Origin of the sequence: Thermococcus indicus, from assembly GCF_006274605.1 — an archaeon.
Lineage (GTDB): Archaea > Methanobacteriota_B > Thermococci > Thermococcales > Thermococcaceae > Thermococcus > Thermococcus indicus.
In genome coordinates, this window is the sequence record NZ_CP040846.1 from 314,972 (window position 1) to 330,485 (window position 15,514).

The following is a 15,514-nucleotide window of genomic DNA, read 5'->3' on the forward strand; positions in this document are numbered from 1 at the left end:
GCATCGGGGCAGAATTGGGAACTTCCCTTATAAGGTTTTTGGATGGAGAACTGCAGAATATATGCTATTGGTTTCTAATCTCGTTCCATATCCCCGCCATTATCAGCGCGGCGCCCAGGTAGCCCTTGACGCTGAGAACTTCCCCTATCGTTGCGAAGGCCGCTATGTGTCCGAAAATTGGCTCCGCGGAGTATATCAGCGCGGCTTTGTGGGCCTTTGTGTTCCTCTGGTGCTTCACCTGGAGGGTGAACGCTATAACCGTCGCGAAGACCGAGGTGTAGAGCACCCCCGCCCAGGGCAGCGGGTCTCTGGGAAACGTGAAGGGCTCGAAGAGCAGTGCAAAGCCCAGTGAGAAGACGAAGTTCCAGGTTATCTGCCAGAAGGCTAAGCTGAGGTAATCCTTCTCGCCAAAGCGCTGAACGAGGACTATCTGGAAGGCGAAGCTGAGGGCGCAGAGAACCGTAAGCAGGTCGCCGTAGTTGAAGTTCAGGCTCGCCCCGGAGATTAGGTAGAGACCTGTTAGGGCGATTGCAAGAGAGGCGGCATCCCTGAGCTTGAGCCTATCCCTGAGTATGAAATACGCTATGAAGGGAGTGAAGACGACGTAGAGCGACGTTATGAATGCCGAGTTCGAGGCCGTGGTGTACTTCAGCCCGACTATCTGGAAGCCGTGACCGAAGAAGAGTGTCAGTCCGAGGATGAAGCCCTCCTTGAAGGTCTCCCGCCTCAAAACCTTCGAGCGGAAGAGGAGGAGCATCAGGAGAGACGCTATGCCAAAGCGGTAGGCTAGGAAAAGTATCGGCGGCAGATAATCGAGGCTAACCTTCATAGCCGGGAAGGTAAAGCCCCATATCGCGGTGATGCCGAGGAGTACGAGCTCGGAGCGGTTCATCGCATGGATTAAGGGAGAGGATTTAAAAGATTATTCGCCGGGCCCGTGGACGCAGGACATGTTCATGGCTAGGAGCATCTCGACGTAGCCTGACTCAAGGTTCTCCTTTATTTTATCCGCCAGCCTCTTGAACTCCTCAAGGGTGAGCGGTCTTTTGTTCTTCAGCCACTTGATCTTCCCGTCGTTCTTGTCGAGTATTACTATCTCCCCCTCCGTGATCAGGGGCACGTAGTTCATCTTTATGCCGTAGAGCTCCTCGGCAAAGGCCAGCTTGGCCCTTACGAGTTCGAGGTAGTTCGCCAGATCCTCCCCGAGAATCAGCCTGAATTCGCGCTCCATCTTCCCACCGCTGGGATCTCAATGCACAGGTTTATTAATCTATCGGGCAGGTGTGGGTAAAAATGTCCTTTAATTCTTCCGAAATCCAAATAAGTGTCGGCGATGTATCACTCCCGGTGAGACAATGGAGATGAAGTACGCCCACCACTTCCACGCCTACCAGCCCGGCGACATAGTTTACGTTAAAGACGGCGACGGTAGCAGGTCCATCGAGTACGAGGAAAGGAAGAGCCCCGTTGCGATAAGAATCCGCGGGGAAGAAGTTAAGGGTGAGAACTGGACACGGGCGATGCTCTACTCCTACGAGCACATAGCAGATACCCTCTCCCGCATGAAGGGGGTCAGCATTGATATAGAACCCTTCACATTTCTGATGCTCCTCCGCTACCATAAAAACACCTTTGAGGACGCCGTTGAGCTTCTCCGTAGGTTCGACGCCGTTCCGACGACGCCTTTCCACCCGATAGTGCCCCACCTTGATGAGTTTGAGCAAAGGATCCTGGCGAGGGTTTCCTTCGACTTCTATGCTCCGCTGATTAAGGACAAGCCTGTACTCGGCTACTGGCTTCCCGAGGCTGTGATAACGAGAAGAACGGCTCAAATAATCGAGTCCCAGACGGACAAAAAGCTGGTCTTCCTCCTCGACGAGAGGCAGCTCCTCTATGACTTTCCCCAGGCGAAGCACTCCTGCAACCGCTACGGTAAATCCTTCGTCTTCGGAAGGGAGTGGGGCATAAGCGACGCCTTCGCCTTCAACACCCTCGACGTTCCCGGTCTGGTCTCGGCTACCCTATCCCACCGCGACGACCACAAGGAGAACCTCGGCGTTCCCTATCTGATCTTCACCGCGGGCGACCTTGAGAGCCTCCTGGGAAACCCGGCACAGCTCGACCGCTTTACGGCATGGATGGAAGGGCTTGAGGCGAACGGCGTCGAGAGGGTCTCGGCGATGGAGTTCGTGAGGAGGAAGCTCTCAGGGGAATATAGGCGCCTCAACGGCGAGTGCTCCTTCGGGATGGGGGTTAAGGACTACTCCGCCTGGAGCGACTACTTCGACCTGAGCCTTGATGGAAAGACGAGCGACTCCAGGTGGCTTGGCTATAGACGGGCCGACGGAAAGGTCTTCGCAAGGGAAGTGAACGGCAGGAAGATTTCCCAGCTCTGGAAGGTCGCCTTCACGAGGCTCTTTGGGGAGCTCAACAGAACCGTCAGACTGGGGGTTCTGAAGGGTCTCGCGGAGCTCGGGGCCAATTCCGAGGAGTTCTTAATCAGATACGCCAGGATTTTCTTCAGGGACTACTACGATTACTTCGGCATGGAAACCTCCCCCGATTACGCCCTTGAGCCGGCCAACGGCGACAGGAAAGCCCTAAAGCTTGGACGGGCCTACTACCTCATGCTCCTCGCCAACCACTCCTGCCCACGCTTCTGGGAAAACCTCGACACGCGCGTCGCCTTCGGCAACGTCTCGGTCATGGCCAAGGCCCTCATCGAGCTTATGGAGTATTTCGACGGCAGTGAACTCCAGAGTCTCTTCGTGGAGTCATACCTAAAACTCCTAAACTTCGAGGGTCTCTACCACCTCTGGAACCTTGGAGCGATGCCTTCCCGGGAGGGCTGGGAGACTGATGAGAGAGCGTGGCTCGATGCGTTGAAATCTGAGGTTCCCAACAGCAGGTACAACGTCGTCACGAGAGCTTCTCTTTACGTTGGGAAGCGTGACCTGGAGGGCGAGCTCAGGAGTCTAATCGAACCTTACAACCTCGACTGGGCAGTAGCGGATACCGGCCATATCCCGGGCGAGGTTCACGGGGAGTGGGAGAATCAGAGGTGGTGTGAACACAGGGGATGAGGGGCTGCCCCTCCCCTGACGTTTGGTTATCTAATTTTGCTAGCCTAACCTTTAAAACCGGTGTAACATAATACCGGGAAGACGATCCGGAGAGGGGGGATAAGGGTTGAAGAAAAAGAAACATCCGGGGGAGTTGTCAGTTCTCAGCACCATGCTGATGAAGCTCGGTGGAAAGGAGTACCTGAGGCTCAAGCGCATACTCAAAGATGCGGAGAAGAAGGGAGTGGGAAAGAAAACTCTACTGCTGGCCCTTCAGGTTCCACTTCTCTCTGCTCAGGAAGAGGTAGGCCTCGTCCTCCAGCTCCTTCGGAACGTAGTCTAGCATTATCCCGGCGTCCCTGATGTTTTCTCTAACGCTTTTTCCCATGGCAACCTGGTTCTTCTCCAGAAGTTCAACGATGACATCGATGACATCTTCCTTCACGGTCTTTTCCGCGAAGAGCCTCTTCCCGATGAGCCACACCCTCTCGTTCTTCCGGTAGAAGTCCCAGCCCCTCTCCGTGAAGAACTCCGGGCCGGGCTTTATTTTCACCCTCTCCCTTTCCCTGCGGTCCACCTCCAGCATTATGAACGCTTTGTTACCGCTATGCCCGACGTTCCAGCCAAGGACGCTGAAGCCTTCCCTCGAGAGGGCCCTCTCAAAGCCTCTCGCCGTTCTCTCCAGCTGGGGGAGCAGGATGTCCTCCACGAGCTCTGGAGCCTGAAAGACCAGCGTCACGAGGTGGGTTCCCTTCCTCCTAAGTTCGGAGAGGTAGCTTCCACTTCTCGTGGCTCTCCCGAAGAGGAACTCCTCGGAGGGGCTCTCCAGAAACTGATGTGCCTTGAAGTAGAAAAATCCATAGCGCTCCCAGCCCAGGTTTGCCGCGACGTTCCTCCTCGGGTCTACTGGGTCGATGACTATCAGGGGCCTGTCGGCCTCGGCCTCGCGCCTGACGGTCCTCATGGCTGTCTCGTACTCCCGCTTGAGCCAGTTTCCGGGGTCGATTATCTTCTGCCTCAGCATGAAGTCGGCGTTTTTGAGGACTTCGAGGAACGAGCCGTATTTGATAACGAGTATCTCGGCGAGGTAGCCGGAGAAGCCCCGGATGTATATCTCGCTCCCGTAGGCGTTTATCCCCTTCAGAAAGCGCTTGAGGAGCCTGACCTCGTCGTTCCTGCCCCGGAGGTTCTCAATGACCCAGCGGTTGTGAAGTATCGAGCGGTCCACCGCTGTTCTCACGTCCCTCCAGCTTTTCACATCGTAGCAGGGAACGAGGTCAACCTTTACCCCCTTATAGCTCGCCCTCACGTAAGGATGTTCCGCGTAGGCGATTTCGTAGAAGTCGAGCTTCTCCGCGATAGCTCTGCCAAGTTCTAGGCCTTTTTCCCGGAGTCCTTCGAGGGGGGTGTCTAGAGGGAAGGCCAGGAAAAGGTCGACGTCGTGGTCTCCGGCTAAATAAGTGTCCTTCGCGAGCGAGCCGACGAAGTGGGGCTTAACGTCGAGGCCCAGGCTTTCGATGGTCTCCTTCGCTATGCCCTCCAGTTCCCTCATCAGGCCCTCCACGAAGGCCCTCTCCTCATCCGTCGGGCGTATTTTCGGGAGAATCTTCTGGAGCACGGCCTCGACGTCCATTTCCACACCTCACTCTGCCAGCTCGAACCTCGCAACGGTCTCGTAAATCGGGCCCTTTGGAGTGAGCGTGCTCTTCTTCAGCTCTATGGCCTCGACATCGAACTCCCCGAAATCCTCGTTGGCGAGGTCTTTGAGGGCCATCGCCAGCTCCAGCTTGTCCCTGACGAACTTCACCCTGCCTATGGTTATGTGCGCCACGAAGTCCCTGTCCTTTTTGAAGCCGAGCCTCCTCATTTCCCGCTCGACGTCCTTTGCTATCGCCTTTATCCCATCGTCGTTCTCTATTCCAGCCCAGATTACGCGGACGTAGTTCGGGTTCGGGAAGACTCCTATCCCCTTGACCCTGACGCGGTGCTTCCTGTGCTTCTTCGCTATTTCCTCCAGGGCCCTCTTGACCTCCTCCGCTAAAACCTCGTCAATCTCGCCGAGGAACTTGAGTGTGACGTGGAAGTTCTCCCTCTCGACGAACTTTATCTTAGCGGATTTGCTCCCTATTCTCTCCTGGGCCTTTACGAGGTTGTCGCGGACTTCATCGCTAACCTCAATGGCTATGAACGCCCTCATACCACCACCGAGAAAAGTTGGGGGAGGGGGTTAAAGAGGTTTTGTGCTTGCCTACTGATCTAATTGGGTAGAAAATTACAAAAAGGAACGTGGTTGCTTAGGCTCGCTACTTTTGATTTATGAACCATGGATACATCTCAACGGTGAACTCTATTGGAGGGGCGTTCACTGCCTGTCTTGGATGTGAGACCCAGCATCCAAAACTTCCACATGTGGCAACGGTCTCCTCGTAAACAAAGGTTGCTTCTGCTCTCAGTTTCATCTCAACCATATGGAATGGTGTTCCTTTTTTCACAAAGGGGACAACTACAGGGTGTGTTATGAATACCCGACCCCATGCAGGGGAACTGCCAAACTGTTCCTTCCTTTCCAGGTCATAAAACTCGAACTCAATGTCTCTGTTGGCATCGATGTCGTCGGTGTACCATTTGAACCTGAGCCCTTTTGTGTATGTTTCACTGAAGCCTGCTCCTGCGTTTGGAAGTCCTGTTGTGTCAACACCAACGTTTAGGCCCCATGTGATGGTGGGCTCCGACGAAGAACCACTGCCTTCGGGCTTAAAGCTTCCCACTCCAAAATATGCCCGCTCGCGTGGGGGATTCAAGATAGTGGCTCGTTCCCTGACCTCTTTTACTGCAACTTTGAAGTCTGTTGGGAAGTCCCTCTCGTTGGGCACTTTTGCCTCATGGCTTATGTAGACGTAGTAGTAATATCCCATCCTTGCCTCAGCTACCCAGAAGTCCACTCCCATTTTGTTGTAGACGGTAACTTTGTCTCCTCTCCGTGTTGTGATATCCCTGGAAGTTGTTACCGTACTAATACGGCCTATTGGGTTCCAGTCTCTGGATGGCTCGTCTCCAAGCGCTCCTTTTACCTCAAGCGGAAGGTTTACGAACCTGATAGCTTCTGAATTGAACAGCTCTTTTATACTTTGTAAATTGGTGTGTCCGGAATCCCCGCTGGCAAAGTAGTAGAGTGGAGCGTACATTCCATTTGGAAGGGGCCTGAGGACTATCCCTACAAAAGTGCAGTTCCTGAACTCATCAAGGTCTATTCTGAGAGTTAGTTTGTCCCGATACTTCTGAAGGAACTCCTCCGCCATACAAGCGCTGGATTTTCCAGTAAATGTTCTCATAATGAGTTCTTTCTTGAGGATAGGTGAGATTTTGGGCTTTTCGCCTCGGGAAATGCTATTTTTTCCATTGTCCTGCAATAAGGCCGCAGAAACTATGCTCGCTACCATCAGTAGTCCCAACAGGACTGCGGACAGCGGCTTCCATCGCAAGTGGTTCACCCCCTTAAGCCGTCTGCAACACTCACTATGCAACTCTTGCTTATAAGTTTTTCCATCTACTCTTAGTAATTAATCTTCCTTTCGTTTTTTAGTATGATTTTATTCAGAGTGAATGTTTCCTTTTGGGATCGTCCAAAAGAAGCCTGAGTAAAGGAGTTGCATGGCGATGCAAAGAAAGTGCAAAAAAGAAACCTCATTCTCTCACGACAACCGGGAACTCCTCCCAGGGGAAGACTATCCACTTGTCGGTGCGGAAAACGTAGAAGTCCGGGACCACCTTCGTCCAGGGCTTCATGCTGAGGCAGGCCACTTTAACCTTCTCCGCCCCGGCCTTCTTGACCTCCTCGATGACCACTTCGAGGGTCTTCCCGGTATCGCTGACGTCGTCGACGATAACGACCTTCTTGCCCTCCAGCGAGCCGTGGAGGGGGATGGTTATGAGCGGCTTCTCCATCCTCTCCTCGATGTCCTTGTAGAACTTGACGTCGATGACCTTGACCTCCAGATCGCCGAGGATGTGACTGAGCCTCACGGCCGGGATGAGTCCGCCGCGAGCTATCCCAACGATTACATCGGGCATGAAGTTCTTTCTGAGCTCATCGGCGAGCGCGAAGATGGCCCTGTCAATCTGCCACCACGTGAGATAGACTTTGTCCATGACAACACCTCCGAATATCCAGTGTTTGGGTGAAACCTAATTAAGGCTTTCGTCTGAGTGGCAGAAGTTAAAACCTTTAGCTTAAAAATGATGTGTTGACACAAAAATGTTGAACAGAAAAATGGAATGAAACGGCTTCAGCTTATCACACACTTGCTCCACCCACACCTCGGGCAGGTGGCGCAGCCGCTCTCCATCTTCAGCTCCACCAGCTCCCCGTCCTTCTCATAGCATACCGGGCAGTACGCAATGCCCAGCAGTTCCTTTATTTTCTCCTCGGGAACATCGGAGGGTTCCGCGTGGTGGGGATGCTCGTGGGCCGCGGGTTTGGGCGCCGTGACGTGGGAGACCGAAAAGGTCAGCCCCACGCTCTCGGCCTTCTCCTTGCCGTTGGTTCCGTTGAGTATCGCTTCCACGTTGATGAACTTGGCCAGCCCCGGCTCCGCCTCGACGATGGTCCTGAGCCTCTCGACGGCGTAGCTGCTCGGCTTGGCCTTAACGCGCTGCTTCTTCTCTCCCTCGACGCTGTAGACCTGCACCGAGAGCGAGCCGTCGCGGTAGACCGTTATTCCCTTGCAGCCAAGCTTGTAGGCCAGGAGATAAGCTGCCTTGACGTCCTCGACGGTGGCGTCGTTCGGCATGTTTATGGTCTTGCTGGCGCTGTCGGTAAGCCAGAGCTGGATGTTGGCCTGAGCCAGGAGGTGGTCGAGCCAGTGGATGTCCATGGAGGTTACGAAGACGCGCTGGAGGTCCTCCGGAATCTCCTCAAGACCCTGGACCGAGCCGTAGTTGTCGCTTATCTTCTTGAGTATCTCGTCGCTGTAGAGGCCGCGCTTCTTGAGTTCGGACTCGAAGACAGGATCGACGTAGTAGAACTCGCCGACGGTGACGCTCTTCTTGTAAACGAGCGCGAATATCGGCTCGATTCCGCTGGAGGTGTCGGCTATCATGGAAACCGAACCCGTCGGTGGGCAGGTGGTGGTCATTCCGTTCCTAACTCCATGGCGCTTGATCTCCTCAGCCAGCTCGTCCCATGGCAGGTTCCATATCTCGCGGTGGTAGAAGCCCTCGACCGGGAGCTCACCGTCCTTGTATTTGCTCTTTTCATAGAGCGGGAAGGGCCCGCGCTTTTTGGCAGCCTCGACGGAGTATTTGTATGCGTAGAACGTGAGGTACTCGGTGGCCTTCCTCATGAAGTCGTAGCCCTCTTTGCTGTTGTAGGCTATCCCGAGCTTGAAGAGCGCATCCGCTAAACCCATCATTCCGACGCCTATTCTCCTCGTGAGCTTGGTGTTTCTGTCTATCTCGGGGAGCGGGAACTTGTTGACGTCGATGGCGTTGTCGAGGTACTTGGCGACCTTCTGGATGACGTAGGCGTACTCGTTCCAGTCGAAGTATGGCTGGCCCTCCTCGTCGTACTTCACGAACTTGGCGAGGTTTATGCTGGCCAAATTGCACGATTCGTAGTCGTAGAGCGGCTCTTCGCCACAGTTATGGCTCATGAAGCCGTTGCTTACGTAGCTGTGCTTTTCTGGGACGGTAAAGTCGTAAACCAGCTCCCTTCCGAGGATTTCAACGCTCTCGATGGTGACTACCGGCTCGTCCCGCTTGGTCTTCTTAAGGCTGAGCTTTTCCATCTTGTAGCCTTCAAAGCCAATCTTCTCCGCGAAGAGCTTCCTGCTGTAGTTGGCTATGACGAGCTCATGATAGCCCTCAGCCTCATAGGTTCTCTCCTCACCGTTCTTGGTGGTGTACTTGAACTCGCTTGGATATGGCCTCTCGTAGAGCTTGGAGAGAATTCCAAAGAGCAGGAGCAGGTCCTGGACGTCCCTGAGGAGCCCTCTGTCGCGGGAGGTCAGCCTTACGGCCATGTCGTTGTCCACGTAGCCGTCAGCGCTGAAGAGGCCGCGGAGGAAGGCGGATATCTCCCTGGGCTTCAATCTGTACACTAACTCTGGAACGCGTTTCTCGTTGGTCTTGACAACGCTTTCGATCCACTCATACGCTTTTCCGCGGACACCGAGCTTGATCTGGTTGCCGTAGCGGTGGGGTTCCGCCTTAATTCCAAAGTGCTTGGCCAATATCTCCCTGATCTTCCAGGCGATTTCTTCCTCCTTCTCGGCGTTGAAGTAGAACCAGGCTCTCTTGTCGTTTGTGTTGAGATAGCCGTCTCCGATGAACCATCCGAGGACAAAGGCGAGGTCTTCGCCTATGCTCTCGCTTCCGAACTCATCCTCAACCTCAAACCTGGGAAGGAGTATTTTGTCACCCTGTTTAAGCTCTTCAACTTCTCTCCAGCCCTCCGGTGTCATCAGCCTGTGGTCGAGTGTGGCGGTTATCTCGTAGCCTTCCTTAGTTTTGACCCTTGCAACGGTCTTCCTTCCGACCTTCCAAACATATGCTGGAACAGCTATCGGGTCGGCTATGACGAGCTCTTTGCCGTGGGCTGTTCTGTATTCGACCTTTTCCTCTCCCGGAAGGAGAACCTCGACTGAGTATGCGTACGGTTCGCCTCCTTCTGTTATACCCTCGACTGCAACTGCCTCCTTCTTTCCGCGCTCCTTTGCGAGACTGAAGAGCTCTTCCGCCTTTATGTAACCTTCCGGGGTCAGAACCCTGGTACTGCCAATGACACACGGATTTGTCGCGCGGATTTTCTCGCCCTTGGCTGGCTCCAGAACGTTTCTCCTGTTGATGACATCGAAGAACACCACTCCAGGATCGGCCTTCGCCCAGGCCATGAAGGCGAGCTCCTCGAAGAGGCTCTTGGGGTCTATCTCCTTGACCTTCTCGCCCGTCCTCGGGTTGATGAGCGGGTAGCGCTTGCCCTCCTTGAGGGCCTCCCAGAAGTCCTCCCAGATGCCGACGCTGATGTTGAAGTTGCTGAGCACGTTGGTTCCGACGTTCTTCTCCTTGGCGTGGATGAACTTCTCTATGTCAGGGTGCCAGACCTCGAGGATGCCCATGTTGGCTCCGCGCCTAACTCCGCCCTGCTTGATGACGTCGCTGACGGCGTCGATGAGGTGCATGAACGAAACTGGCCCCGAGGCGGCTCCGGTTGTTGTTCCGACCAAATCGCCCTCGGGGCGGAGTTTTGAGAAATTAATTCCAGTTCCCCCTCCGGCCTTTTGTATCATGGCTACATCGTGTGCCGCCTTCATGATGCTCTCCATGTCGTCCTCTATCGGGACGACGAAGCACGCTGAGAGCATTCCGAGCGGCCTGCCCGAGTTGATGAGCGCCGGGCTGTTGGGCATGAATATCTGGCCCGTCATCAGCCTGAAGTACTCCTCAATCTCGTCCTCATAACCGTCGAACGCGCCGTTCTCGAGCATCTTTATTACATCGTCGATCGGAACCTTCATCTGGCCCTTCCCGGCCAGCTCGCGGTAGAGGTTGAGGAGCCTCTCGAAGTGGTATTTGTTGAGCTTGAACCTTCCGATGGAGAGCTTCCCGCCGTACTCGTCAAGCATGTTCATGTAGTGTTCTACCCTGCCCAAATCCTGCTCGTGATTCCCCTCCTTGTCAAAAACGCGCTCGTCGTAGAGCAGGTCCGGGATGACGGCGAGAACGGCGACGCGCTCGAAGAGCTCCCTGGGGCTCTCAATTATCTCTCCCTTCTCGTTCTTTATCAGATAGCGTGAGGCAAGGACGCGGAGGGCGTTGATCGAGAAGCGCTTGTCTATCTCGTCCAGCCTGTTCTTGTTGAGTACCTTTTTCTTCTCCTCGCGTATCTCGGCCTTTCTCTTGCGGTAGAGTATGTAGGCCTTTGCCACGTCGAAGAGGCCGGCGCGCATGAGTTCGAGCTCGACTATATCCTGGATGTTCTCTATGTGGGGGGTTTGGCCGTCGTACAGCTCGTTGACCCTTCTAACGACCCTTCTAACGACTTTGTTTAGGAGCCTCTCATCGCGAACGCCGACTTCAAGCATTGCCCTCTGTATGGCCCACTTTATACGCTCCCTATCGAACGGGACGATTCTACCATCTCTTTTTGTCACTTTTTCAACTGGCATATAAACACCCCTGACATACAGTTATCTATCGTTGCCCCCTCTTAGTAGAAGCATCAGCGTGCCACTATGATGTGTGGGGTAAATATACCTTGCCCCGCTCAGTGTTGCCACGGTGACGAATTTATCCCTGTGACTTTGCCTCCGGTGTGAAGCGGTAGAAAAGGGAGACGTCGGATAATTTGTCCAAATATCAAAGGGGAGATGAAAAATAAAAGGGTGTTATGTTCCTGCGAGGGCGTTCTCCAGGAGTTTTACGGCCTTCATGAGGTTAAGGTACGCGTTCCTGAGGGGCGGTAGTACCTTTGGATTCGCAAGATTCAGGATGATCGGTCCGTAAGCCTCCGCCTGTGAATACCACCGCTCCGCGAGTTCTCTGTACTCAAGTGCTTTCTTTATGGTTTCGTTATCAACTCCACTCTCGTTGGCTTGGGCCAGGAGCTTCTCAAAGGTTGCGTTGGTGAGGGAGTAGTACCGGTAGTAAATGAAGTTCAATGTGGCTATACCACCGCCCGATCTGTGCTTGGGTGAGGCCTGCTCCCTGTTCACCACGGTCACCAGTGAGGACGCTTCATTGTTCGTTTCGTTACTCTCGGTAACCTGGTCGCCGTAGTCAACTACCGCCCTTAAAACGTAAGTCTTGTTCGTCGGCGGCTTCCACGAGAACTCTACCGTCCTGGTCTCCCCACTTCCAATGCCATCCACCTGCTTTATGTCCTGAATCGTCTCATCAACGTAGAGGGCAAGTTTGAACGGCTTCTCCGTTGGGCCGCCAAGGTTCTTGATGGTTACTTTAACCGTAGTATCCTCTCCCGCGTACGCTGTCGCGGGTGAAATGCTCACCACAGTCAGGTCGGGCAGTTTCACGGCCAGCGTGTACTCGCTCAGGTGACTGACGTTGGCCCAGACGTAGTTGCCCTCTTCGTCTCTTCCAAAACCAAAGACAGTTATGTTACCGTACGGGGAGTTGTCAGGTATCGTTTTTCCAACGCTTTCGCTAAGGTCTATCCACTCGCTTCCGTTCCAGTAGAACAGCGTTACTGCCGACTCCGGAATGCCGAGCCTCTTCAGGACGCTCTCGTCGTACGTGAGGTTCAGAATGACCCAGTTGTAGTTAATCGTCTCGTTCGTCTCGACCTTGACGTACTTGAGGTCCTCGTAGCCCTCCCCCTCCATCTTGAACTTTGCGGTGTCGTTCTCTATCTCTGACGAGACCGTAACGTTAACTGTGACCGACTTGTTATCGTTCGCGTTTATGGCTATTTCAGTCGTGTTGGCGACGTTTATCTCGTGGGTTTCATTGTTCTCAAGCTCCATTCTCTTCTCCTCCCTGACTCTTCCGAAGAAGTTGGTTATCCTGTATATTGAGTTGCCCCTGGTGTCGTTGGCCCAGACTTTCACCATGTAATCCTCGAGCGCCCTTATGGTGAAGTTGAACTCGTGGGTAACCTCCGAGTCGCCGCCGGCGGTTATCGTTTTGTTCAGTATGGTGTCCGTTATGTTGGTCACTTCCACCTTAACTGTGTCCACTCCGCTCGTGTCCCTCACGTCCAGGCTTATGGTGACGTTCTTCCCAACGTCCTGAACCTCAGGCAAAACCCTAAGGTCAATCGCCGGAGGCTGGGTGTCCTCTGTTACGCGTATCTCTATATCCTTTCCAAGACCCACGAAAGCGTACTTCTCCGTGACGAACCCGTAGGTTATGTCGTACCTGAACCATTCCTGCCCCGTCGGGACGTATATCTTGACGACGCCGTTCCCGTTCTCGTCGGTCTCGTTGAAGTAGAATCTGTATCCATCATTCCAGTATCTGACGAAGAACACGCCTTTGGATGGCAGTTTGACCGGTATCTCTATGAACCCCGTTCTGTCCGTGGTGTACCAGTCCTTCTCAAGGAAGGAGGTGTTCTCCGGGAATACCGTCAATATCCTGTGTGTGAATAGTCCTCCACCCTTGCCGGCACGGCCTTCTTTTAGGCTTAGCCATTCGTTGGGTAGCACTCTTATCTCGTAGATTCCCGGCTTGAGGGTAACCGTCAGGTTGTCTGAGGAAGTTAGGTACTTACTTAGGATAATCCCTGTGTGCTCCCGATCATGGTAGTCCCAATCCCAGTAGTTAGTGCCCGCTTTCATAACTTCTACTACAGCGGGTGCGCTTCCACGGATTTTGCTTATCCACAGTTCGTTTTCTGCCAGTCTGGCAGCTACAGTGTCCCTGTGGATTGTTATTCCTGCTGTGTCCCACGCCCCGGATTTGTGAATAGTTAGAACATACTGTTTTTGTGTGTCCCCATCTATGGAAAATGCAATTGGGAGATCCTTGTCAATGTTTGCTGGAACCTCCTTTCTAAAGTACCCCCATTCGTTGGTTCTTACAATTGTGGTTCCGTTCCAGTAGAAGATATGGACCGTTTCGTTGGTCAGTGGCTTGTAGTACTCCGCCCACTCTTTCCACCAGTCTTTCGTTCTGTTGGTGAGGGCGCCGCCGATAATCGTATTGTTCTCTACCTGAAACGTGTGTGTGGTTTCGTTGTACTCTGCGGGTATGCTGTATCCCCAGGCCCATAGGGTTGGTTTAGGTATATACACCCTTGACCTTGCATTCCCGAGGGTTATCTCTCCCCAGTAAGCGTTCTCCGGGACCTTTATCCTCCTCATAACCTCGTTCCGGTCCCCGAAGTAAACCTTGGTCTCGTTGGAGCTCAAGTGAATCCTTCCCCATCCACGGCCGTCCCATGCCCACCATTCTATACGCATGGTGTAATTGCCCTTTGGCGGCGAGTTGTCCGTCGTGTTGTATCCACGTATCACGAGCGTTATTGACTGTCCAGGATAGGCTATCTGTTTTTCGGGCTCTATCTCGAACCTGACCTCTGGAATCTTGCCTTCTAGTTCTGGTTTTGGATTTACCCATACGTGGAATCCTCCAGGGAGTTCAACTCCTCTTGTGTAGATGTCTATGTACCTTGTACCGTTCGTGTTGAGGTTCACCACTGCATAGCCGTCCCTGACGTTGATTTCCCTGGTTTCTGAAACCCTGCTCCAGTTTTTGAGTGTGTATTCAAATGTGATGTTGACCTTCCCCGACAGCGGCTGGAGGGTGAAGGGGTTGTAGAGGAAGAGAACCACCGTTGCGTTGTCTCCTTCCTTTACTTCACTTGTTCCCGTTATGTGGGCGGCTTTTTCCTCTTTGACCACTCTAATGTTTGCGGCTTCCCTTCCGTCAAGGTACACCCGGAGCCATGTGGATGTTGGTGACAGCTCGCTCAGGTTGAGGGTATAGGTTACCGTGCCGTTCTTTGGCGTGAGCTTCTCCTCCACATCCAACCCGGATATCGTCAGGTTAACCGGCTTGGAGTACGGAATCCTTGTGAAGGGCTCTATGAGGGTCCACTTCAACGTTACTGTGGAGTTCGGCGTGGTTATAATGTTCTTTGGTGTGAAGTAGTAGTCCTCCACCTTCACAACCTTGAAGTCCCCGTTCCATCTGTCAGAGCAAACGTTGCCGTAGCATGCTTGGACTATATATCGCCCGGTTTCCTCGGGCTTGAACGTTGCCTTTGCGAAGCCGTTCGCATCGGTTTCCAGGGTGAACTCCTTGACGGGTTCCTCCCAGGTGTCCTCATAGTACACCTTTATCGTTACCTCGGCACCCTGGATGGGCCCCTTATTTATTCTCCACAGCACCGCGAATACCGTGACGTTGTCGCCGAGTGCGTACACGTCCCTGAAGCTTCCTCCGAAAACCTGTATTCCCTGCTCGCTCTCAAATCCAAAACCGATACTGGCGCTCGCCGGGATGGCACTCCCCAGCAGAACGGCCAGGATTATGGAGGCCAGTACCGCTCTGCGTCTTATCATGGTATCCCCTCCGGAGGTTTACTCACGATTCCTGACCTCCTCCCCGCCCGGAAGGGTTAACCCCTCTCCAAAGACGGTTCGGTTTGGGTTCAGCCCGCAGGCCCGGTCTCGGGCCCATTACCCCCACCGGCGAACCCGGATTGGGGGTCTTGCCTAAAGGCCACCTTTAGAATTTCCGACCGCCATGATAGGCAGTCTTTTGAAAGACGCCTAACGGCGTTAGTCCTCCTGCCGGAGGTAACGTGAAACCCTTGATCACATCGGATTGTTTCACGGTGGCCTCTTCAGGACCTTATTACGATGTCGGGGCTTAAAAGGGTTTTCGTTGATATTTTTCTTTTGTTCAAACCTCGCCCTTCAGGACGGGGAAGAGGTCAGCGCATTCCGCCGTGAACTGCGGGGTTTTCGGGAGAGAATGTATTAGGGCAT

The 15,514-nt window shown here is 53.7% G+C and carries 10 protein-coding genes; 2 read left to right on the forward strand and 8 right to left on the reverse strand.

Annotated features, from left to right (window positions below; translation table 11 throughout):
- Positions 1–64: 64 nt before the first annotated feature.
- Together FH039_RS01615 and FH039_RS01620 are read right to left on the reverse strand one after the other, a co-directional pair.
- Positions 65–892 (reverse strand): DMT family transporter, encoded by an 828-nt coding sequence (locus FH039_RS01615; RefSeq protein WP_139679960.1) that lies wholly within the window; start codon positions 890–892, stop codon positions 65–67.
- A 30-nt stretch (positions 893–922) separates the two neighbouring features.
- On the reverse strand, positions 923–1,231 hold the full coding sequence (locus tag FH039_RS01620; protein ID WP_139679961.1) for a hypothetical protein: 309 nt from the start codon (positions 1,229–1,231) through the stop codon (positions 923–925).
- Positions 1,232–1,355: 124 nt separating this feature from the next.
- Between FH039_RS01620 and FH039_RS01625 the strand changes: the two genes are divergently transcribed.
- Positions 1,356–3,083 carry a glycoside hydrolase gene (locus FH039_RS01625; protein WP_139679962.1) on the forward strand — a complete coding sequence of 576 codons (1,728 nt, stop codon included), beginning with the start codon at positions 1,356–1,358 and terminating at the stop codon, positions 3,081–3,083.
- 106 nt (positions 3,084–3,189) lie between these two features.
- On the forward strand, positions 3,190–3,405 hold the full coding sequence (locus FH039_RS01630) for a hypothetical protein (RefSeq protein ID WP_139679963.1): 216 nt from the start codon (positions 3,190–3,192) through the stop codon (positions 3,403–3,405).
- On the opposite strand, the gene cca is transcribed toward FH039_RS01630, so the two are convergent.
- The 6 genes from cca to FH039_RS01660 form a co-directional block, all read right to left on the reverse strand.
- Positions 3,322–4,695: a CCA tRNA nucleotidyltransferase gene (gene cca, locus FH039_RS01635; protein ID WP_139679964.1), complete on the reverse strand. Its 1,374-nt coding sequence runs from the start codon at positions 4,693–4,695 to the stop codon at positions 3,322–3,324. The two genes, FH039_RS01630 and cca, sit on opposite strands and share 84 nt — an antisense overlap.
- Before the next feature lie 9 nt (positions 4,696–4,704).
- Positions 4,705–5,259, reverse strand: a complete 555-nt coding sequence (thpR, locus tag FH039_RS01640; protein ID WP_139679965.1) for an RNA 2',3'-cyclic phosphodiesterase — start codon at positions 5,257–5,259, stop codon at positions 4,705–4,707.
- A gap of 106 nt (positions 5,260–5,365) precedes the next feature.
- Complete coding sequence (locus tag FH039_RS01645; protein WP_240703243.1) at positions 5,366–6,502, reverse strand: hypothetical protein; 1,137 nt, start codon at positions 6,500–6,502, stop codon at positions 5,366–5,368.
- A 244-nt stretch (positions 6,503–6,746) separates the two neighbouring features.
- Complete coding sequence (locus tag FH039_RS01650; protein WP_139679967.1) at positions 6,747–7,211, reverse strand: phosphoribosyltransferase; 465 nt, start codon at positions 7,209–7,211, stop codon at positions 6,747–6,749.
- A 137-nt stretch (positions 7,212–7,348) separates the two neighbouring features.
- The gene (locus FH039_RS01655; RefSeq protein ID WP_139679968.1) at positions 7,349–11,227 is read right to left on the reverse strand and encodes an adenosylcobalamin-dependent ribonucleoside-diphosphate reductase; all 3,879 of its coding nucleotides are present in this window, start codon (positions 11,225–11,227) and stop codon (positions 7,349–7,351) included.
- Between the two features lie 219 nt (positions 11,228–11,446).
- The gene (locus FH039_RS01660; protein ID WP_139679969.1) at positions 11,447–15,085 is read right to left on the reverse strand and encodes a CARDB domain-containing protein; all 3,639 of its coding nucleotides are present in this window, start codon (positions 15,083–15,085) and stop codon (positions 11,447–11,449) included.
- Positions 15,086–15,514 lie beyond the last annotated feature (429 nt).

Coding starts and splice junctions, on each gene's coding strand:
- FH039_RS01615 (WP_139679960.1), bottom strand. CDS start 892: ATGAACCGCTCCGAGCTCGTACTCCTCGGCATCACCGCGATATGGGGC.
- FH039_RS01625 (WP_139679962.1), top strand. CDS start 1,356: ATGGAGATGAAGTACGCCCACCACTTCCACGCCTACCAGCCCGGCGAC.
- FH039_RS01660 (WP_139679969.1), bottom strand. CDS start 15,085: ATGATAAGACGCAGAGCGGTACTGGCCTCCATAATCCTGGCCGTTCTG.
- cca (WP_139679964.1), bottom strand. CDS start 4,695: ATGGACGTCGAGGCCGTGCTCCAGAAGATTCTCCCGAAAATACGCCCG.
- FH039_RS01645 (WP_240703243.1), bottom strand. CDS start 6,502: ATGGTAGCGAGCATAGTTTCTGCGGCCTTATTGCAGGACAATGGAAAA.
- FH039_RS01655 (WP_139679968.1), bottom strand. CDS start 11,227: ATGCCAGTTGAAAAAGTGACAAAAAGAGATGGTAGAATCGTCCCGTTC.
- FH039_RS01620 (WP_139679961.1), bottom strand. CDS start 1,231: ATGGAGCGCGAATTCAGGCTGATTCTCGGGGAGGATCTGGCGAACTAC.
- FH039_RS01650 (WP_139679967.1), bottom strand. CDS start 7,211: ATGGACAAAGTCTATCTCACGTGGTGGCAGATTGACAGGGCCATCTTC.
- thpR (WP_139679965.1), bottom strand. CDS start 5,259: ATGAGGGCGTTCATAGCCATTGAGGTTAGCGATGAAGTCCGCGACAAC.